Source organism: Bradyrhizobium sp. Kon37, assembly GCF_055807535.1.
This window is the reverse complement of sequence record NZ_JBVVOY010000001.1, coordinates 665,282-684,634: the sequence shown is the minus strand read 5'-3', so window position 1 is coordinate 684,634 and position 19,353 is coordinate 665,282. Positions and strand designations below refer to the sequence as shown.

General features: G+C 63.9%; 20 protein-coding genes and 1 tRNA gene. 14 read left to right on the top strand and 7 right to left on the bottom strand.

Translation table 11 applies throughout. The features are described from left to right. Nucleotides 1–76 precede the first annotated feature (76 nt). Nucleotides 77–277, bottom strand: coding sequence for a 50S ribosomal protein L35 (gene rpmI / locus AC0L3J_RS03230; protein ID WP_007598540.1), 201 nt, complete (start codon nt 275–277; stop codon nt 77–79). Nucleotides 278–547: 270 nt separating this feature from the next. On the opposite strand from rpmI, the gene AC0L3J_RS03225 reads away from it, so the two are divergent. After that, nucleotides 548–952: a hypothetical protein gene (locus tag AC0L3J_RS03225; protein WP_473345900.1), complete on the top strand. Its 405-nt coding sequence runs from the start codon at nt 548–550 to the stop codon at nt 950–952. Between the two features lie 91 nt (nt 953–1,043). Here the strand turns inward: AC0L3J_RS03225 and infC are convergent, their stop codons facing one another. Continuing rightward, nucleotides 1,044–1,583: a translation initiation factor IF-3 gene (infC, locus tag AC0L3J_RS03220; protein WP_085349942.1), complete on the bottom strand. Its 540-nt coding sequence runs from the start codon at nt 1,581–1,583 to the stop codon at nt 1,044–1,046. A 249-nt stretch (nt 1,584–1,832) separates the two neighbouring features. On the opposite strand from infC, the gene AC0L3J_RS03215 reads away from it, so the two are divergent. Next, nucleotides 1,833–2,645, top strand: coding sequence for an alpha/beta hydrolase (locus AC0L3J_RS03215; RefSeq protein WP_473345899.1), 813 nt, complete (start codon nt 1,833–1,835; stop codon nt 2,643–2,645). Between the two features lie 186 nt (nt 2,646–2,831). After that, entirely contained in the window at nt 2,832–3,302 is a 471-nt protein-coding gene (locus AC0L3J_RS03210; RefSeq protein ID WP_473345898.1) for a nuclear transport factor 2 family protein, read from the top strand. Nucleotides 3,303–3,319: 17 nt separating this feature from the next. On the opposite strand, the gene AC0L3J_RS03205 is transcribed toward AC0L3J_RS03210, so the two are convergent. The 3 genes from AC0L3J_RS03205 to AC0L3J_RS03195 form a co-directional block, all read right to left on the bottom strand. Then, a complete protein-coding gene (locus tag AC0L3J_RS03205) occupies nt 3,320–4,117 on the bottom strand; it encodes an acyl-CoA thioesterase domain-containing protein (protein WP_473345897.1) in 798 nt (265 codons plus the stop codon). 174 nt (nt 4,118–4,291) lie between these two features. Next, entirely contained in the window at nt 4,292–5,482 is a 1,191-nt protein-coding gene (gene queG / locus AC0L3J_RS03200) for a tRNA epoxyqueuosine(34) reductase QueG (protein WP_473345896.1), read from the bottom strand. Beyond that, a complete protein-coding gene (locus AC0L3J_RS03195; protein ID WP_007598553.1) occupies nt 5,431–6,123 on the bottom strand; it encodes a glutathione S-transferase family protein in 693 nt (230 codons plus the stop codon). Before AC0L3J_RS03195 ends, queG begins: the two co-directional genes overlap by 52 nt. Nucleotides 6,124–6,292: 169 nt before the next feature. Here AC0L3J_RS03195 and AC0L3J_RS03190 point away from each other — a divergent pair, with 169 nt between their 5' ends. Beyond that, nucleotides 6,293–7,099, top strand: a complete 807-nt coding sequence (locus AC0L3J_RS03190) for an undecaprenyl-diphosphate phosphatase (protein ID WP_027566187.1) — start codon at nt 6,293–6,295, stop codon at nt 7,097–7,099. Between the two features lie 64 nt (nt 7,100–7,163). Here the strand turns inward: AC0L3J_RS03190 and AC0L3J_RS03185 are convergent, their stop codons facing one another. Then, entirely contained in the window at nt 7,164–8,129 is a 966-nt protein-coding gene (locus AC0L3J_RS03185) for a complex I NDUFA9 subunit family protein (RefSeq protein ID WP_247285080.1), read from the bottom strand. A 163-nt stretch (nt 8,130–8,292) separates the two neighbouring features. On the opposite strand from AC0L3J_RS03185, the gene AC0L3J_RS03180 reads away from it, so the two are divergent. Beyond that, a tRNA-Leu gene (locus tag AC0L3J_RS03180) sits at nt 8,293–8,379 on the top strand. A 169-nt stretch (nt 8,380–8,548) separates the two neighbouring features. On the opposite strand, the gene AC0L3J_RS03175 is transcribed toward AC0L3J_RS03180, so the two are convergent. Beyond that, nucleotides 8,549–9,034 (bottom strand): lysozyme inhibitor LprI family protein, encoded by a 486-nt coding sequence (locus AC0L3J_RS03175; RefSeq protein WP_456766975.1) that lies wholly within the window; start codon nt 9,032–9,034, stop codon nt 8,549–8,551. A 540-nt stretch (nt 9,035–9,574) separates the two neighbouring features. Here AC0L3J_RS03175 and AC0L3J_RS03170 point away from each other — a divergent pair. The 9 genes from AC0L3J_RS03170 to ptsN all read left to right on the top strand — a co-directional run bounded on the left by AC0L3J_RS03170 (nt 9,575) and on the right by ptsN (nt 19,288). Further along, a complete protein-coding gene (locus AC0L3J_RS03170; protein ID WP_473345895.1) occupies nt 9,575–11,098 on the top strand; it encodes a hypothetical protein in 1,524 nt (507 codons plus the stop codon). Beyond that, nucleotides 11,095–12,609: a glycosyltransferase family protein gene (locus AC0L3J_RS03165; protein ID WP_473346070.1), complete on the top strand. Its 1,515-nt coding sequence runs from the start codon at nt 11,095–11,097 to the stop codon at nt 12,607–12,609. Before AC0L3J_RS03170 ends, AC0L3J_RS03165 begins: the two co-directional genes overlap by 4 nt. A gap of 119 nt (nt 12,610–12,728) precedes the next feature. Continuing rightward, nucleotides 12,729–13,343: a ribonuclease D gene (locus AC0L3J_RS03160; RefSeq protein WP_027514742.1), complete on the top strand. Its 615-nt coding sequence runs from the start codon at nt 12,729–12,731 to the stop codon at nt 13,341–13,343. A 144-nt stretch (nt 13,344–13,487) separates the two neighbouring features. Next, nucleotides 13,488–14,216, top strand: coding sequence for an LPS export ABC transporter periplasmic protein LptC (gene lptC / locus AC0L3J_RS03155; protein ID WP_027566182.1), 729 nt, complete (start codon nt 13,488–13,490; stop codon nt 14,214–14,216). Between the two features lie 5 nt (nt 14,217–14,221). After that, nucleotides 14,222–14,929, top strand: a complete 708-nt coding sequence (locus AC0L3J_RS03150) for an LptA/OstA family protein (protein WP_473345894.1) — start codon at nt 14,222–14,224, stop codon at nt 14,927–14,929. 256 nt (nt 14,930–15,185) lie between these two features. Beyond that, on the top strand, nt 15,186–16,196 hold the full coding sequence (gene lptB, locus AC0L3J_RS03145) for an LPS export ABC transporter ATP-binding protein (protein ID WP_473288271.1): 1,011 nt from the start codon (nt 15,186–15,188) through the stop codon (nt 16,194–16,196). A 91-nt stretch (nt 16,197–16,287) separates the two neighbouring features. Continuing rightward, nucleotides 16,288–17,901 (top strand): RNA polymerase factor sigma-54, encoded by a 1,614-nt coding sequence (rpoN, locus tag AC0L3J_RS03140; RefSeq protein WP_473345893.1) that lies wholly within the window; start codon nt 16,288–16,290, stop codon nt 17,899–17,901. An 81-nt stretch (nt 17,902–17,982) separates the two neighbouring features. Beyond that, nucleotides 17,983–18,588, top strand: coding sequence for a ribosome hibernation-promoting factor, HPF/YfiA family (gene hpf / locus AC0L3J_RS03135; RefSeq protein WP_456766981.1), 606 nt, complete (start codon nt 17,983–17,985; stop codon nt 18,586–18,588). A 238-nt stretch (nt 18,589–18,826) separates the two neighbouring features. Further along, nucleotides 18,827–19,288 carry a PTS IIA-like nitrogen regulatory protein PtsN gene (gene ptsN / locus AC0L3J_RS03130; protein WP_027514736.1) on the top strand — a complete coding sequence of 154 codons (462 nt, stop codon included), beginning with the start codon at nt 18,827–18,829 and terminating at the stop codon, nt 19,286–19,288. Nucleotides 19,289–19,353 lie beyond the last annotated feature (65 nt).

Here is a 19,353-nt window from a genome sequence, read left to right as displayed (position 1 = left end):
CAAATATCCTTCGAAAGATGACTTGATGTTCGGATCGCCGCGAAGCTGCGGCGCGTGGCAATGATCGTGGACGCGATCAGGCGTTCGGCAAGAAGTACTTCTTGACGTTGTCGCCGTCGGTCTTGAACAGCACGGCGGTGCCGCGCAGCTGCCGGATCTGCTTCTTCGTCCGCTTGATCATGCCGTGACGCTTGCTGCGATGAGCGAACATCACTTTGCCGGTGGCAGTCACCTTGAAGCGCTTTTTAGCGCCCGATTTGGTCTTCAGCTTGGGCATTTGGCTCTCCTAATGGCCATAGAAATCCGCCCGCGAAGGCGGCTGGCCGTCAAAATGCTCGTTAGAGCGTTGATTGTGCTCAGGTTTTACGAACAAGCGCGAAACCCGCACGGACACCGCCACGGCAGCCCTTAATCAGCCGGGCAATGAAGGCTGGGCTTATGACAGAGGACGGGCGAATTGGCAACGATGAACCGGTGGAACCTAGCCGCCGACTATCCGGAATTGCTAACCTCATGTCCGGGCCGTGTCGCCCGGAGCAGGATTAAAATGCCCTATTTTTCCCAATCGCTTCCGTCTTTGACGGATGTCGCTCGTCCGCGCCGCCTGGCGCTGTTGGCTGTGCTCGCCATGGCTGCGTTTCCGTCGACTGCCGATGCTCGCATCCGCGGCTATGACGGCGTCTGGAATGTCACCTTCGCCACCACCCGCGGCAATTGCAGCTCCGGCTACAGCGTTCCCTTCACCGTCGCGGGCAGCCGGGTGTCGTCCGCTGGCGGCGGCCGGGTCTCCGGCACGGTCAAGCGCAGCGGTACCGTCGCGGTCCAGGTTTCGGTCGGGGCGTCCCATGCCAGCGGCGGCGGCCGGCTTGCTGGCGTGAACGGCGCCGGCTCGTGGAAGGGTATCATCTCCGGCGATCAGTGCAGCGGCACCTGGCAAGCGACGAGGACGTAACTATCGCCAACAGGACGGGTGCGTAAGAAAACAAAACGGCCCGCCGGACATCCGGACGGGCCGTTGAATTCGCGAGTTCAAAGGATCGGCGTCAGCGCGGCGCCAGCACCATGACGACCTGACGGCCCTCGAACCGCGCGTCCTGCTCCACCTTGGCGAGCTCGGCGACGTCGGTCTTGATCTTGTCGAGCAGCTTGGTGCCGATCTCCTGGTGCGCCATTTCGCGTCCGCGATAGCGCAGGGTGATCTTGACCTTGTCGCCTTCTTCGAAGAACCGCTGCATGGCGCGCATCTTCACTTCGTAATCGTGGTCGTCGATCATCGGGCGGAGCTTGATCTCCTTGATCTCGACGATCTTCTGCCGCTTGCGGGCTTCGGCGGCTTTTTTCTGCGCTGAATACTTATACTTCCCGTAGTCCATGATCTTGCAGACGGGAGGGCTGACGTTCGGCGAGATCTCGACCAAATCCATGCCGGCTTCCTGGGCCAGGCGGATAGCCGCGACGGTCTCGATGGTGCCCTTGTTGTCACCGGTCTGATCGATCAGCTGGATCTGCGCATTGCGAATGTCGTCATTGATGCGCGGCCCGTCTTTGGCGGCAGTGGGCGGGGCTTTATTTGGACGGCGAATGGGTGGTTCTCCAAAGTTATGAAAAGAGGCGGCTATTTTGCAGGAAGATACGGTTGCCGGCAAGCAATCGCTCGTGCGGCGGTCGAAAAAGCCGCAAATGCGAGGCATTTTGGCCACGGCGCGGCACGCAGAGGGACATAGACACCTTGCTTCTGTTCCGCAAGCGTCCCAAAGGGCCAATGACGACGTCCAGCTGCGCTGCGGAGCACGTCCGGACAGCTCAAACCGCACAGCCAGAGTAAACGTTCCATGAATCACCCAATTACCGATGCCGTGCTCGACTTCATCGATGTGGGCGAAGGCCCGTCCGCACGCCGGATCGCGGTGCGCCGCCGCGCGGCGCAAGAAACTGCTCAAGGACCGGGACTGGTCTGGCTCGGCGGGTTCAAATCGGACATGCGGGGCAGCAAGGCCCTGGCGCTGGACGATTGGGCTCGTGATCACGGCCGTGCCGTGGTGCGGTTCGATTATTCCGGCCACGGCGAATCCGGTGGCGATTTCGCCGACGGAACCATCGGGCGCTGGCTCGAGGAAAGCGTCGCGGTATTCGAGCGGTTCTGCGCCGGCCCGCAAGTCCTGATCGGCTCGTCCATGGGCGGCTGGATGGCGCTGCTGCTCGCGCGCGAAATCAAGAAGCGGCAAGAGAAACAGCAAGCCAAAGCCTCGCTGGCGGGCCTGGTGCTGATCGCGCCGGCGCCCGATTTCACCGAGGAGCTGATGTGGAAGAATTTTCCGGCCGCGGTGAAGAAAGAGATCGAGACCAAAGGCGTCTGGCTGAGACCATCGGATTATGGCGACGGCTCGCCCTATCCGATCACGCGGAATCTGATCGAGGAGGGGCGCAACCATCTCGTGCTCGGCAGCGCCATCGATCTCGGCTGTCCCGTCCGCATCCTGCAAGGTGCGCAGGATCCCGACGTGCCCTGGCAGCACGCGTTCGCGCTGACCCATCGCCTGCCGGCCGACGATGTCGTGCTGACCATGATCCAGGACGGCGATCACCGCCTCTCGCGCCCGCAGGACATCGCCCGCATTCTTGCCGCGGTGGCCGAGATCGGGTGAAGTGCTTTCTTCCTTCCCCCCTTGCGGGGGAAGGTGGCGCGCAGCGCCGGATGAGGGGTTGCTTCCGCAAACGCGAGTGTCGCATTCGCGGAGACAGACCCCTCACCCAAGTGAATGCGTGTCAACGAGCGGAGCTGCCCTCTCCCGCAAGGGGCGAGGGCGCAACAAGAAACACCGTGAGGCACCATGACAACCACCACCGCCATGCTGCGCGCCTTCTGCGACGCCGTCGAACAACGCAACGGAAAAGCCTTCGCGGATCTCTTCACCGAGGACGGCGTCTATCACGACGTGTTCTATGGCGCCTTCGCCGGCCGCGAGAAGATCGCCGCGATGATCGACGACTGGTTCTATCGCACGGCGACCGACTTCCGCTGGGACATGCACGACCCGGTGTCGAACGGCACCACGCTCTATGCGCGGTACACGTTCAGCTATCGCTCGACCTTGCCGGAGGCGAATGGCGCGCGGGCGATGTTCGAGGGTGTGGCAATCATGACGCTTCGCGACGGCAGGATCGTCAGCTATCACGAGGTCGCCAACACCGCGCCGGCGTTTGTCGATCTGAAGTTTGCGCCGGAACGGATTGCGAAGATCGTCGCCAGGCAGGGCGCGGAGCTCAAGGCGCGGCCCGAGATGCAGCGGCATTTTGGCTAGCCGTTGTTCTTGCGCACCTACCGCTTCGACGGGTTTGCCATGGGCTTGCGCTGCGCCAGCGCGGCGACCGTGGCGGTGCCGATCGGGCCCTGCTCGTCGTAGAGCCAGCATTCGCCGATCGCAACACCGTCGGTCGCCTGGTGGTTCACCACCTCGAAGCCGATCCAGTTCGTCACCGGCAGGCGGTGCAGATAGATCGTGACGTCGCTGTTGATGTAGCCGAGCCCCTTGTCGCCGGCGTTCGCGAACGGACTGGCGAAGTCCGCGCCGGTGGCGACATGGACGAACGGCGTCATCGGCACGCCCGCGACCAGCTCGCGCACCTCGCTCATCCAGAGCTTTCGTGGCCCGAGCGAGCCCATCTGGCCGACGATCGGTCGCGTGGTCCATTTGCCGTTCATGCCGAGCCTGGGATCGGTCGGCTTGGGAATGTCGGCCGGCTTCGGTACGTCCCAGTTCGGCGGCGACCAGACATTGCCGTCTGGATTCTGCGTTCGCCGCAACAGCTGGCACGAGGCGCGCGCCATGCCGACGCCGCCGGAGAAGAACTCCGCTTCCACGACGCGGATGCGCATCCCGTCGCGCACCAGCCGTGTCGTCACCTCGATCGGCTTGTCGATGGTCGGCAGCCGAAACATGTCGACGGTCAGCCGCGCCGGCACGAATTCAGGGCCGGAATGCCGCTCCTCGATGGCGAAGCCGAGCAGGCCGACGATGACGCGTCCGTGCAGCGATTTCGGATCCCACGGGCCGTTGGCGACTTCCGTCGGGTGGAATGTGTCGCCGTCGCGGGTGAAGAAAGGCATGTTTGTCATGATGCGCGAGATTGGAGGAACGTGCGGGGAAATCAAGGTCTCTAACCCTCATGGTGAGGAGCGCGGCACGCGCGTCTCGAACCATGAAGGCCCCCGCTGCAGCAGCTCGGCCTGCATCCTTCGAGACGCGCGCGAAGAAGCGCGCTCCTCAGGATGAGGGGAAGGAGCGGAGTGCTAGGAAGCGAGCTCCCACTCCTCGCGCACGCTTTCGTCGCGCTCGCCAGCAATCGCATTCGTCTTGATCGCCTCGAACTCATCCCGTGGCATCAACTGCCCCAGCGCCCACACCGCAGCCCCGCGCACCAGAGGATTCTCATCGCCCAGCAATCGCCGCGCCTCGTCCGCCAGTGCCGCATCGCCGGAGTTGCCGATCGCGATCAGCACGTTGCGCAAAAAGCGGTCGCGGCCGATGCGCTTCACCGGAGACTTCGTGAACAGCGCACGGAACGCCGCGTCGTCGAGCCGCGCGAGCTCGGCGAGACCCGGCGCGCGCAAAGCGTCACGTGCGGCGAGCTTGGCCTCGCGGCCCTCCTGCGCGAACTTGTTCCAGGGACAGGCGGCGAGGCAATCATCGCAGCCATAGATGCGGTTGCCGATGCTTTCACGAAATTCGCGCGGGATGGGTCCCTTGTTCTCGATGGTGAGATAGGAGATGCATCGCCTTGCATCGAGCTTGTAGGGCGCGGGGAAGGCGGCGGTCGGGCAGATGTCGAGACACGCCCGGCACGAGCCGCAATGATCGATCTCGGAATCGTCGCGCGGCAGCTCCAGCGTGGTGTAGATCGCGCCGAGAAACAGCCATGAGCCGAATTCGCGCGAGACCAGATTGGTATGCTTGCCCTGCCAGCCCAGATGCGCGGCTTGCGCCAGCGGTTTCTCCATCACGGCCGCGGTGTCGACGAACACTTTCACTTCGCAAGGCTTCACCTCGCAAGTTGCGGTCGCGACCAGCCATCGCGCCAGTGCCTTCAGGCGCTTCTTGATGAGGTCGTGATAGTCGTCGCCCTGCGCATAGACCGAGATCGCCGCGCGCGTGCGCTGTTGCAGGATCGCGAGCGGATCCTGGTCGGGGCCGTAATTGACGCCGAGCATGATGACGCTGCGCACGTCCTGCCACAGCCCGCGCGGATCGACCCGGCGCTCCGGCTGCGCGGCGAGCCAATCCATGTCGCCATGGCCGCCGGATGCGATGAATTCGAGAAAATGTTGTCCGGCGCTTTCGATCGTGCCGGGCTCCGTGATGCCGATGCAGTCGAAGCCGAGCGCGCGGGCCTCGTTTGCCAGCGCCGTCTTCAGTTCGGTCGGATCGGAGTTCAGAAGTCGAGGTCCACGTAGGTCCGCGACGCCGGCACGCCGGCCAGCCATTCGCTCAACAGCGGACGGAACGACGGGCGGGATTTCACCCGCGCGTACCACGCCTTTGCCGCGTCGTCCTCGCTCCATGGCACGTCGCCCAGATAGTCGATCGCCGAGAGGTGCGCCGCGGCGGCGAGATCCGCGTAGCTGAGCCGGTCGCCGGCGAGGAAATTACGCGTCTGCGCCAGCCAGCCGATATAGGCCAGATGATAGCGCACATTGGCCTTGGCGGCGCGCATCACGTCGGCCGAGGGCGGGCCGCCACCGTTGTCCTCGCTCATGAAGCGCTTGTAGATGCGCTCCGTGACGAGCGGGTGGGAGACTTCCTCGAAGAACTTTTCGTTGAACCAGGCCATCAGCCGGCGGACCTCGACGCGCTCGCCGATCGTGTCCGGCATCAGGCGCTTCAGTCCCATCTCGGAGCCATAGGCCTCGTCGACATATTCGGCGACGATCGCCGCGCCCGGGATCGGCGGCTGCTCGTCGTCCACCAGGACGGGCGTCGTTCCCGCCGCATTGAGCAGCAGAAATGCTTCGCGCCGCTCCCAGCTGCGCTCTTCGATCAGCTTCAGCTCAAGCCCGTATTCTCCCGCGATCAGGCGGATGAACCGCGAATGCGGGCAGAACGGATGATGAAACAGCGTAAACATGAAGCCTTTGACTATGTGATGGTGCTTAAGAATCCATCAATGTTTTGTGCGGCGCCACACTAGTCATTCAAAACCGCGAAGCAAGGGCGCGACGCCGCATTTTGCGATTGCAGCAAGGGGGCGGATGGGCGAGAAGAACCCCGCTTTTCCAGCCGAAATGGACCTAAATATGTCAGATGCAATACGGGCAGTGATCCTCGGCATCATCGAGGGTGTGACCGAGTTCCTTCCCGTGTCCTCGACCGGCCATTTGCTGCTCGCGGAGCGCTTTTTTCATCTCGGCGAAGGCGCGTTCTGGGATTCGTTTACGGTCCTGATCCAGCTCGGCGCGATCCTCGCGATCGTCGTGTTGTACTTCAAGAAATTGTGGGACGTCGCGATCGGCATGTTCACGGGCGACGCCTATGCACGCCGCTTCGTGATCGGCGTGCTGGTGGCGTTCCTGCCCGCTGTCGTCGTCGGTCTCGTCGCCGGCAAGTACATCAAGAGCATGCTGTTCAATCCGTGGGTCGTGTGCTTTTCGCTGATCGTCGGCGGCGCCATCCTGCTCTGGGTCGACAAGCTCGATCTCAAGGCGCGCGAGCACGACGCCACCCGGTTTCCGCTGCTGATGTATCTCTATATCGGCATCGCGCAGTGCATCGCGATGATCCCGGGCGTGTCGCGCTCCGGTGCCAGCATCGTCGCGGCGATGTTCCTCGGGGCCGACAAGCGCGCGGCGGCGGAGTTCTCGTTCTTCCTCGCCATTCCCACCATGATCGGCGCGTTCGCCTACGATTTCTACAAGAACCGCTCCGAGATGACGATGGACCACATGGGCATCGTCGCGATCGGCTTCGTGGTGTCGTTCGTCACCGCGATCATCGTGGTGAAGACGTTCCTGGAATACGTCACCCGCCACGGCTTCGTGGTGTTCGCTTGGTGGCGCGTGATCGTCGGCACGCTCGGCCTGATCGCGCTGGCGCTGGGGCGGTAAACTTCTGAAGCAAGGCTGCGGTGCACTCCCTCGCCCCGTTCTTACGGGGAGAGGTGAAAAAAACCTACGCGCTCTTGCGCTGGAATTGCCCGGCGGCGCGGAAACGCCAGAGATATTGCGGGGCGATCGCTTCAAGCGAGTCGGGCGTGATGCCGAGGCCTTCCAGCGTCAGGCCTGCGGCCTTCGCCGCGTCCGACACCACATTGTCGCGCGCGAGCAGCGTGACCTGGTCCGGCGTCAGCTTCAGCGCGCCCGGCGCGAATTGCAGGAAGTTGGCCTTGAAGCGGGCGAGGCCAAACGGCAGCGGCATCAGCATCGGCTTGCGATCGGCAATCTCGAGAATGGCCTCGATGATCTCGCGCATGGTCAGCACTTCCGGGCCGCCGAGCTCGTAGGTCGCGCCCGCCTTAGCCTTGCCGTCGACGGCATCTGCGACCGCGGTGGCGACGTCGCCGACATAGACCGGTTGCATCTTGGTGTCGGCGCCGATCAGCGGCAGAACCGGCGACATCCGCGCCAGCGCCGCGAAGCGGTTGGTGAACTGGTCCTCGGGGCCGAACATCACGGAGGGGCGGAAGATCGTCGCCGACGGCACCGCGGCCAGGACCGCGGCTTCGCCGGCCGCCTTGGCCCTGGCATAACGCGAGGGCGATTCCGCGTCGGCGCCGATCGCCGAGACATGGATCAGCTGTGCCCCCGCGGCCGCCGCCGCCTTGGCGATGGTCTCGGCGCCCTTGGCCTGGACGGCGTCAAAACTCTGCGCGCCGCCCTCGGCGAGGATGCCGACCAGATTGATCACCACATGCGAATCACGCAGCGCCGCCTCGATCGAGGCCGGATAACGCACGTTGGCCTGCACGGTGTGGACCTGCCCGACCTTGCCGGACGGCTGGAGGTAGCCGGCCAGCTCCGGCCGCCGCACCGCGACCCGGACCCGGTAGTCGCGCCGGCACAGCGCGCGGACCACATTCCGGCCCAAAAACCCCGATCCGCCGAAAACCGTGACGAGCGTGTCCAGATTCGATGCCATGGGATCCATTCCTGGGGTCCATATCCTGCGGGAAGAGTGCGCCTCGTCAGGCTTGTATCGGGCCGGTTTGCGATGCGCAATCCGCATCCCGAAGCGGGGTTCAAGCATGAATTGACAACCGCGTCACCGAACCGTAGTAACCGCCTCCGTGCCTAACCGGCATGCCCAGGTGGTGGAATTGGTAGACGCGCTGGCTTCAGGTGCCAGTGGCTTAACGGCCGTGAAGGTTCGAGTCCTTTCCTGGGCACCACCTCCTACTCAAGCGATTGAAATCGCTTTTGCAGGGAATTTGAGCTGCTGACCGGTACACAAAACCGAGGCACGGCGCTCATGGCGTACCGAATGGCCTACATCGCTCGTCGGGTCGGCTCGGATCGCAGGCAATCTGGAGGCGGCTGGCTTCAGTCGCTCAGGAGCTCTCAGTGCTCGTTGACCGCGGCGCCGAGCTTGATCAGGCTCAGTGAGCGGTTCGCGGTCTCGCGCAGGCGGCAGTAGCTCGCGTCGCCCGGGTACATGCCGGGCTCGACCTTGTCGAAGACCGCGCAGAAGCGATCACGCGAGGCGGCGAAAGTTTTCTGCGAGTCATTGACCGCCTTGATCACGTCGGCGAACCCGCCGGCCTGAACCTTCTTTAGCGCCTCATTGGTTTTCTGCGTCCAAACGGCGAGTTCGCGCGCCGCGCAGGCTTTCCATTTGGCGACATCGTCATTCGCGCCCTCTGCCGCTTTGATGCAGGGGTCGGCGACGAGCCCGACGCACGCGCCGCCGAAACCGCCGGTTTTCTCCGCGGTCTTCAGGCAGCCATCGATCACCGCAAGGTCGGCTGGAGCGGTGCCCTGGGCGAAAGCCATCGATGCGAGCGGGAGGCTTGCGGCGAGCATCGCGGCGGCAAGTTTGAGCTTCATTGGAGATCTCCGTTCGGCGCACCGAAAATATGGAAAACAATACCACTGCGAGCGCATGAAGCTCAGCGAGACGGTAGACCGGCGGGTGTGGCGGAAGGGCCGGACGGCGCGTGGGAAGGGAAAACGAGGGGGTATGCTGCTTCGGCTACGCCCTCTCCAATCGATGCCTTTGAATGCGCCTTGACCTGACTTACGAGATTTTCGACCAATAGGTGATACATGCAACTTTGGTCATCGAAGGCCCAGCGTTGGTTCACCTGAATGTGGAACAGGAGCTACGCTGACGAATAATGACGGCGGGACCGGTTAAGGCACGCACGGGCACTGCCTCTTGGGCGTTAAAATTTTCAAGTCGGAACAGCCGCTTGGAGGCTTTCGAAGCCGGCCGTCGGGCCGATTTTTCATTCCGCCAAACCCCATCGATTGCACCGTCCGAATTTACCCCACTTTAGACAAACTGGCCCTAAGTCAGCGGGCAGGCTCGCATCCGGCCGTCGGCGAGCACGGAGCCATCGGGCTCGCTTTGGCGTGAGGGAAACGGTGGATCAGCACCAGGTCTGGCACGAGCCGGCATTCGACAGGGTTGCGAACGCGATCAGCGCGCTCTTCCTGAGATCGGGAATTTATCTGTTCCTGATCTCGTTCATTTGCCTGTTCTATGTCTTGAACGCACCGCTTCTGCTCGGTCACTACGATCTGGGCTGGCATCTGGCGGCCGGGGATCTCATCCGGGAACGCAACGCCATCCCGCTCCACGACCCCTGGTCGTTCACCCACGGCGACAAGCCGTGGCTCAATCTGTCCTGGCTCTGGGACGCGCTTGCCAGTGCGACGCTTCAATACGCGGGCTTCGGCGGCCTCGTCCTGTCGACAGTGGCCTGTGGCGCAGCGATTGCCGGCATCCTGACTGCGATCTCTCTCGGGTACGGCGCCTCGGCGATCGCGGTTTGCGTGGCGGTCTTCCTCGCCTGCCTGCTCTATCCGGCCTACGAAGTTGCGCCGAACATGTATCTCGCGGTCGCGCCGAATACATGCACGATGCTGTTCTGCGTCGTCTTCTATCGCGAATGCCTGCGACGCACGCGATGGTTCGTGCTTCCCGTGTTGATGGCGTTTTGGGCCAATCTGCACGGCGGTTTCCTGCTCGGGTTTTTCGTGATCGGCGTCTTCTGCGGCGCCGCCTTGCTCAGAGCGGCCTGGGCCGATCTCAGGGTCCTCGTTCTCGCGGGGATCGGGTGCCTTGCTGCGACGCTCGTCAATCCGCTCGGCTGGAATATCTATGCCGGTGCCGCCGCGACGATGGGGCACTTCGTCCAGGGTAATATTACCGAATGGCGGTCCTACTACGCCAACATTGAAATACCCGGCAGCATTCCCGGTATCCTGTACATGCTGGCCTTCGTCGCGCTCGAGCTTCGCTACAGAAACTCCAGGCCAATCCCGCTCGAACCGAGATTGATGTCCTGGCTGTTCCTGATTCTCGGATTGTATCAGTTCAGGTACATCGCGTTCTTCTTCATCTTCTCGACCGCGCCGATGGCGCTTCACCTCAGCCGCTTGCTGCCTCGGCGTCTCACCGACGTTGACGTGCGTGGAGCGTTGCTGGCTGCCGGCATCGTCGGTCTCGGCACCCTGCCGCTGGCTTACTTGCGTGTCGCGCCCGCGCTCGCACTGCCGACGATGCTGTCGAGCGAAGATGCCGGTTATCTGCAAAAGCATCTCACCGATGCGCGGGTCCTGAATCATTGGAATATCGGCGGCTACCTGATTTTCGCAACGCACGGCACCGTTCGCCCGTTCGTCGATGGCCGCGCCGCGACCGCCTATCCGGACGATCTGCTGCACGACTATTTCAAGCTGGTGAGCTGGGAGATCGACGAAGCGGCGTGGGACGCGGTGCTCGATAAATATCGAATCGACGCCGTGCTGTGGGTCAAGGCGCACGAACAGCTGCGGCAGTTCCTGGTGGAGCGGCGAGGCTGGCGCGAGCAATACACCGGCGCTTACGTGACCGTTTACGTCAGGCCCCAATCCGGTTTGGCTGGCGAAGCCAAAAGACGATGACGACCAGCGCCGCAGCTCTGCCCGCCATCGCGCCCGCGGCCAAAGCCGAAAGCTTCGCGACGCGGTACGGCGCCTTGTGCGCATTGCTGCTGCTGGCTGCGGCAGTCCGGCTGCCGCTCGCCTTCTGGCCGAACATCGTTCACGTCGACGAGCTGTATCAATATCTGGAGCCGGCCTGGCGCCTGCTTGGCCACCAGGGGGTCGTCACCTGGGAATGGCGCGACGGCATCCGGAGCTGGTTTCTGCCGACCTTGTTCGCAGGGCCGGTCGCTCTCGGAGACTGGCTTGCGCCGGGCGGGTGGGGCGCCTTCGTCGTGCCTCGCCTGGTGGTCGGGCTCGCCTCGCTCTCGATCGTCGTCACGGCCTGGCATTTCGGCGAACGCATCTCCCGGTCGCATGCCGTCGTTGCGGCGTTTGCCGCCGCGGTCTGGTTCGAGTTGGTCTATTACGCGCCCCACACGCTGAGCGAACCGCTGGCGACGGCCGTGATCCTGCCGGCGGCTTATCTGCTGACGGGCGAACTCGCGCGCCACCGGCTCTTCACAGCGGGCGCATTGCTTGCTCTCGCCTGCGTCTGGCGCTTTCAATATGTGCCGGCTTGCGCGGTGTTTGCGTTGGCGGCGTGCTGGCGCGACCTGCGAAACGCGATCGCCCTGGTCGCGGGCGGATGCGTGGTCCTGGTGCTGTCCGGCGCCCTCGACCTGGCCCACGGCTCACCGCCGTTTGCGTGGCTTGTCCGGAATATCCAGCAAAACCTCCTGCATGACCGGGCATCGGAATTCGGTGACGCGCCGGCGGCCGCCTACGTCCTGCAGGCTTCGATTCTGTTGTCGGGAGCGACACTGCTGATGCTGCTGGCGCTCTGGCGCGGCTGGCGACATGCCCCCCTGCTGATCGTCGCGGCCGTCGTCAACGTCGCGTTTCACAGCATGATCGTGCACAAGGAATACCGGTTCATTTTCCTGTCGATCGCCCTGCTGATCATCGCGGCGGCACTTGGCTCCGCCGATTGGGTCCAGATGGTGCGCCGGCAAAATCCGTGGCGCTCACTTGCCGTCGTATGTGGCGGCTGGCTGCTGCTCTCGCTCGGTCTGTCGGGCGCAACGCTCATCATGCGTGACAATTGGATGCGCGGCATCGGCGTGGCCCAGTTGATGGCGGAGCTCGAGGCCGATCCTGAATTTTGCGGTCTGGCCCTGTACGGGATCAACTATCCCTTTGTGCCCGGACGCGGGCAGCTCGCGGCCCGCCGGCCGATCTATTCCTTTTATCGGGACGACCCCCTGGCCAAGGGGCGACTTCCGGCTGTGGTGAAGACGCACCAGGCCGGGTTCAACCGCATCATCGGCCCGGCGAGCCTGGCCAGCGAATTGCCGGCGGATTTCTCGCAACGAAGTTGCGCAATGATGAGCGATGACAAGCCGGCCTGCGTCTTCGCGCGGCGCGGCGCTTGCGATACGTTCGCCAGCCCCTTCGGCGTCAATGACGTGCTCGTGCGCCTGAACTACTAGCCGCGTCGGATGCTTGCGCCGGCGGCTGCCAGCGGATACATCGCGGCCGGCCCTCGCCAGCGTCTGTCCCGGGGATTAGCCTGCAAAAGCGCACCGATTCGATTGAGGTTTGAAACGTCATGACCGTACGCCTGCACCGCGGCGACCTGCCCGATCTGTCCCGCTACACCGGAGCGGTGGCGATCGACACCGAGACCATGGGCCTGAACCCGCATCGCGACCGGCTCTGCGTGGTGCAGCTCTCGCCCGGCGACGGCAGCGCGGACGTGGTGCAGATCCCCAAAGGTCATACCGACGCGCCGAACCTGAAGGCGCTGCTGGCCAATCCCGCGAACACGAAAATCTTCCACTTTGCGCGGTTCGACGTCGCGGTGCTGTATCAGACGTTTGGCGTCATGACCGGGCCGATCTACTGCACCAAGATCGCCTCCCGCCTGATCCGCACCTATACCGACCGCCATGGTCTCAAGGACCTCGTGCGCGAGGTGCTCAATGTCGATCTCTCCAAGCAGCAGCAATCGAGCGATTGGGGTTCCGACAGCCTGACCGAGCCGCAGCTCGCCTATGCCGCCTCCGACGTGCTGCATCTGCACGGCTTGCGCGAGCGGCTCGATGCCATGCTGGCGCGGGAAGGCCGCACCGCGCTGGCCAAAGCCTGTTTCGACTTCCTGCCGACCCGCGCCTTGCTCGACCTCCAGGGCTGGGCCGAACAGGACATTTTCGCGCATTCCTAGCGTTTCGCGGAACGGCCAGGTGGGGCGGTCGCCCCGTTTCAGACACTTTCGTGACGGCCTGTCGCTGGCTGCATATTTTGGCGCTGCCGGCTACAATGGGGCGCCCGCCAGCCGGACCAGGCGGGCGACACCTCAGGAGCCCAGGTGAATTCGGCCCATAATGTCACCTACGACGCCGCGCTTGCGGCGAAGTTCGCCAGCGCGGCGCGACACAGCCGCCTGGTGCGGATTCTGCGCGTCGCGGTGCCGGCGACAGTGGCTGCGGCGATGGGTCTGCTCGTCCTCATCTCGACCATCTTCAACCCATTCCAGATCCCCGTGAAGCTCGACTCCGGAAATCTCGTGGTGACAGGCACCAAGATCACGATGGAATCGCCGCATATGTCCGGCTTCACTCCGGATCAGCGGCCCTATGAGCTCTGGGCCAAGACCGCGACCCAGGACATCACCGATCCCGATCATGTCGATCTCCATGATCTGCGCGCGAAAGTGCTGATGGAAGACCAATCGACCCTGTTCCTCGATGCCCGCACCGGAAGGTTCGACAACAAGCAACAGCAGCTCGACCTGCACAAGGACATCTTCCTGCGCACCTCGACCGGCTACGAGGCGCGGCTGAACTCGGCCTTTGTCGACATGGGCAAGGGCACGGTTTCCTCGGATGAGCATGTCGACGTCAAGCTGACCAACGGAACGCTGACCGCCGATCGGCTGCGGATCACGGAGGGCGGCGACGTCATCCGCTTCGAAGGCAATGTGGTGATGCACCTCGACAAGCTGGACGATCCCGCCGCCGCTCAGCCTGCGCCGGCCGAACCCGCGCCGGCGGCGAAGACACGTACGCCCCAGAACAAGTCCGCCAATTCAAAGTGATTTTCATGATCAGGTTTTTCCCGCGCAACGACAAACGGCGCGTCATCCTTGGCGCGGCCGCGCTCGCCGTCGGCATCGCACTGATCGCAACGGGTGTGGCAAGCGCGCAGAGCACGATGCAAGGCGTGCCTAACGCGATGCAGGGTTTTTCGCAGAACCGCGATCAGCCGATCCAGATCGAAGCTGCCTCGCTCGAGATGCGCGACAAGAAGAAGGAGGCGACCTTCTCCGGCAATGTGAAGGTCATCCAGGGCGACACCACCATGACCTCGAAGACGCTGGTGGTGTTTTACGATTCGGGCGGCGACAAGCCAGCCACGCCACAGCCTGCGGCAAAGGCGACAAAGGGGGCGCCGATGCAGTCGGCGACGCCGGGCCCGGGCGGCAACTCCTCGATCAAGCGGCTGGAGGCGCGCGGCAATGTCGTCGTCACCCAGAAGGACCAGGTGGTAACGGGCGAGACCGCCGTGTTCGACACCCGCACCAACCTCATCACCATGCTTGGCGGCGTCGTCTTGACGCAGTGCAAGAACGTGCTGCGCGGCGACCGGCTGGCGGTCGACATGACCACGGGCGTGTCGCGTGTGGAATCCGACAGCGGCCGGGTGCAGGCGCTGCTGCCGCAGGGCGGCGGCAATGATTGCGGATCCGGAGGCGCGGGCAAGCCCGGCGCGGGACCTCTGCAATTGCCTGGCGCAACCAAGCCCAAATGAGCTGAAGCCAGTCAAAGTAAATTTGAAGAATGATTTCAGATGGTTGGGTTGATCCCTCCCGATCCGAGGTTGAAGCTTGCGCGCCGAGACTGTATCTAGCGCGAAGGGCTTTCGAAGCGGGGTTCGCCGCTTTTCGGGCGTGTTTCACTGGGCATGAGACATCCCTTCATTCATGCTGCGTCGGCGAATCCTGAGGCCGGCGCGGCAGATCGCGCGAATATCGCGCAGGATCGTCGCGAAAGGCTAGAAGGCGGGGATGGTCGATCTCTTCAGCATGTTCCGTCGGCGCCCCGCCAAACGCGGCCGGCCAGGATTTGCGCGCCAGGACATCACCGCGCTCGGCGACAGCGTCGGCGGTCTCGTGGCGAGCCCAGTGCGGGACGCGCCGCCGATCGCCCGTAACCAGCCGATGCATGCACCCGATCAGTTCCAAGGGGACTATCAAGGCGACTATCAGGCCGAGCCGCCTCGGGCCCAGGCGGTTCACCCCGTGCGGGCTGCCGGCAGGCCCAACGGGTCCGGCGGGCCGCAGCTCTTGAAGAGGCCGGGCTTCCTGGCTGTGCATAGCGTGGAAAAGAGTTTTGGCAGCCGCCAGGTCGTGCGCGGCGTCAGCATCTATGTGCGCCGCGGCGAAGCGGTCGGCCTGCTCGGGCCCAACGGCGCCGGCAAGACGACCGTGTTCTACATGATCACCGGCCTGATCAAGGCCGATCGCGGCGCGATCGAGCTCGACGGCCACGATGTCACCAAGCTGCCGATGTATCAGCGTGCGCGGCTCGGCATCGGCTATTTGCCGCAGGAAGCCTCGATCTTCCGCGGCCTCACCGTCGAGCAGAACATCCGCGCCGTGCTCGAAGTGGTCGAGCCCTCGCGCAAGAAGCGCGAGCAGCAGCTCGACTCGCTGCTCGACGAATTCAACATCACGCGCCTGCGGAAATCGCCGTCGATCGCGCTGTCCGGCGGTGAGCGGCGCCGCGTCGAAATCGCGCGCGCGTTGGCGACGCGTCCGAACTACATGCTGCTCGACGAGCCCTTTGCCGGCATCGATCCGATCGCGGTCGGCGACATCCAGGACCTCGTCCGCCATCTCACCAACCGCGGCATCGGCGTGCTGATCACCGACCACAATGTGCGCGAGACGCTCGGCCTCACCGATCGCGCCTACATCGTCTATGCCGGTGAAATCCTGACCGAGGGGAGCCCGGATGAGATCGTCGCCGATCCGGACGTGCGCCGCCTTTACCTTGGCGAGGAATTCCGCCTCTAGCCCGTTTTTCCAATTCGTCAAGACGTGTACATCGGGCTTGGACTAGGATAAGCAAAAATCGGACCAACTTTTTGGGATCGGTTCTTGCTTCATGGCGCTTTCGCAGAGATTAGAGTTCCGGCAATCGCAGTCGCTGGTCATGACGCCGCAGTTGATGCAGGCGATCAAGCTGCTGCAATTGTCCAATCTCGATCTCACGACCTTCGTCGAAGAGGAACTCGAGCGTAACCCGCTGCTGGAGCGGGCCAATGACGAGCCGCCTGCGGGCGAGGGCCCGGCCGAGACCGGCCAGTTCAACGACAGCGACGGCGGCCACAACGACGAGCCCGGCGGCGGCCCGGGTGAAGCCTTCGAGCCCGGCCAGGAAGAGTGGATGAGCAAGGATCTCGGCACCCGCGCCGAGATCGAGCAGACCATGGACACCGGGTTGGACAACGTCTTCTCCGAGGAACCGGCCGAGGCGGCCGCGCGCAACGCCCAGGATGCGGCGCCGACCACCTATACCGAATGGGGCGGCGGCGCCTCCGGTGACGAGGACTACAATCTCGAAGCCTTCGTCGCCGCGGAGATGACGCTCGGCGACCATCTCGCCGAGCAGCTCTCGGTTGCCTTCACCGGCGCCGCGCAGCGCATGATCGGCCAGTATTTGATCGACCTCGTCGACGAGGCCGGCTATCTGCCCCCGGATCTCGGCCAGGCCGCCGAACGGCTCGGCGCATCGCAACAGGACGTCGAGAACGTTCTTGCCGTGCTGCAGAAATTCGATCCGCCCGGCGTCTGCGCGCGCAATCTGAGCGAATGCCTGGCGATCCAGCTCCGCGAGCTCGACCGCTACGATCCCGCGATGCAGGCCCTGGTCGAGCATCTCGATCTCCTCGCCAAGCGCGACGTCGCGGCCTTGCGCAAGCTCTGCGGCGTCGACGACGAGGACATCGCCGACATGATCGGCGAGATCCGCCGGCTCAATCCCAAGCCCGGCATGAAGTTCGGTACGGCGCGGCTCCAGACCATGGTGCCCGATGTCTATGTCCGTCCGGGTCCCGACGGCGGCTGGCATGTCGAGCTCAACAGCGACACCTTGCCGCGCGTGCTGGTCAACCAGACCTACTATTCGCAGCTCTCGAAGAAGATCGGCAAGGACGGCGACAAATCCTATTTCACCGACGCGCTTCAGAACGCGACGTGGCTGGTGCGCGCGCTCGACCAGCGCGCCCGCACCATCCTGAAGGTCGCAACCGAGATCGTGCGCCAGCAGGACGGCTTCTTCACCCATGGCGTGGCGCACCTGCGACCGCTGAATCTGAAGGCCGTCGCCGACGCCATCCAGATGCATGAATCCACGGTGTCGCGCGTCACCGCCAACAAATACATGGCGACCAATCGCGGCACGTTCGAGCTGAAATATTTCTTCACGGCCTCGATCGCCTCGGCCGATGGCGGCGAGGCGCATTCGGCCGAAGCCGTGCGTCACCACATCAAGCTGCTGATCGATGCGGAGGCGCCGTCCGCGATCCTGTCCGACGACACCATCGTGGAACGCTTGCGCGGCTCGGGCATTGATATCGCCCGCCGCACGGTCGCGAAGTACCGCGAAGCCATGCGCATTCCTTCCTCGGTGCAACGCCGTCGCGACAAGCAGAGCGCTCTTGGTAACGTCCTCTCCACCGCCATGGCCGATCGCTCCCGCAATCCCGAACCAGCCTGATTGCGCCGGCGCCAAATCGCGCTACTCTCGATCTGCTATCCGGCCGAAATCCAGGCCAGGCACGGACCAAGCGAGGTTCACATGACTCTCCGCATCTCGGGAAAGAGCGTCAATGTCGGCGAGGCCCTGCGCGGCCGCGTCACCGACCGGACTGAAGAGGTCTTGCGCAAATATTTCGACGGCAATTATTCCGGCCACATCACGCTGAGCAAGGACGGCTTCGGCTTCCGCACCGACTGTGCGCTGCATCTTGATTCGGGAATCACGCTCGAGGCCGATTCGAACGCACCGGATGCCTATGCCAGTGCCGACCAGGCCCTGGTGATGATCGAGAAGCGGCTCAAGCGCTACAAGAGCCGCCTCAAGGACCGCTCCGCCCGCAAGGCCCATGTCGCCTCCGCGGCGCTGGCCGCCATGGATGCCACCAGCTACGTGCTGGAGGCCCCGGGCGAAGGTGAGGACGAGGACGAGATCACCGGCTACAGCCCCGTCATCATCGCCGAGGCCACCACCTCGCTGAAGCCGCTGTCCGTCAGCGAAGCGGTGATGGAACTCGACCTCAGCGGGGCGCCCTGCTTGGTGTTTCAGCATGGCTCCTCGGGCCGGGTGAACATCATTTACCGCCGGGCCGACGGCAATGTCGGCTGGATCGACCCCCCGGGGGTCAAGACGGATGGCAAGGCCTGAGGCCGTTGGGCGACACCCTGCGGCCCTGCGCCGGGGGCCTCTTTCCGCCTCAATAATGACCGGGGCAAAGCTGCACGCGGGAGTTGGCACCGGGATTGCGTTGGAGTAGAAGCCCCCCACATCAGGGGCGAGCTAAGTCCGCCTCCTGCTTCAACTTCTTGACGTCGGCCCGCCCAGGTTCTTTGTCCAGGCTGGCCAATTCGGAACCTGACGTTTTCATTCACCTCGGAAGACTTCCATGCCGATTACCGATCTGGTCGCGCCCGAGGCGATTCTCCCGGCATTGAAGGTCAACAGCAAGAAGCAGGCGCTTCAGGAACTCGCGGCCAAGGCCGCCGAGCTGACCGGGCAGAACGAGCGTTCCGTGTTCGAGGTGCTCCTGCAACGCGAGAAGCTCGGCACCACAGCGGTCGGCTACGGCGTCGCCATTCCCCACGGCAAGCTGCCCAAGCTGGAAAAGATCTTCGGCCTGTTCGCACGTCTCGATCGTCCGATCGATTTCGAATCGATGGACGGCCAGCCGGTCGATCTCGTCTTCCTGCTGCTCGCCCCCGAAGGCGCCGGCGCCGATCATTTGAAGGCACTGGCCCGCATCGCCCGTCTCCTCCGCGACCAAGACATCGCCAAGAAGCTTCGCGCCTCGCGCGACGCCCAGGCGATCTATTCGGTGCTCGCCCTGCCGCCGGCGACTGCGGCGTAACCCTTCTCCCTCGAACCGACGCAGCGCCGTCTGCGACTTATTGTCAGCCGGGTGCTGCGATATTT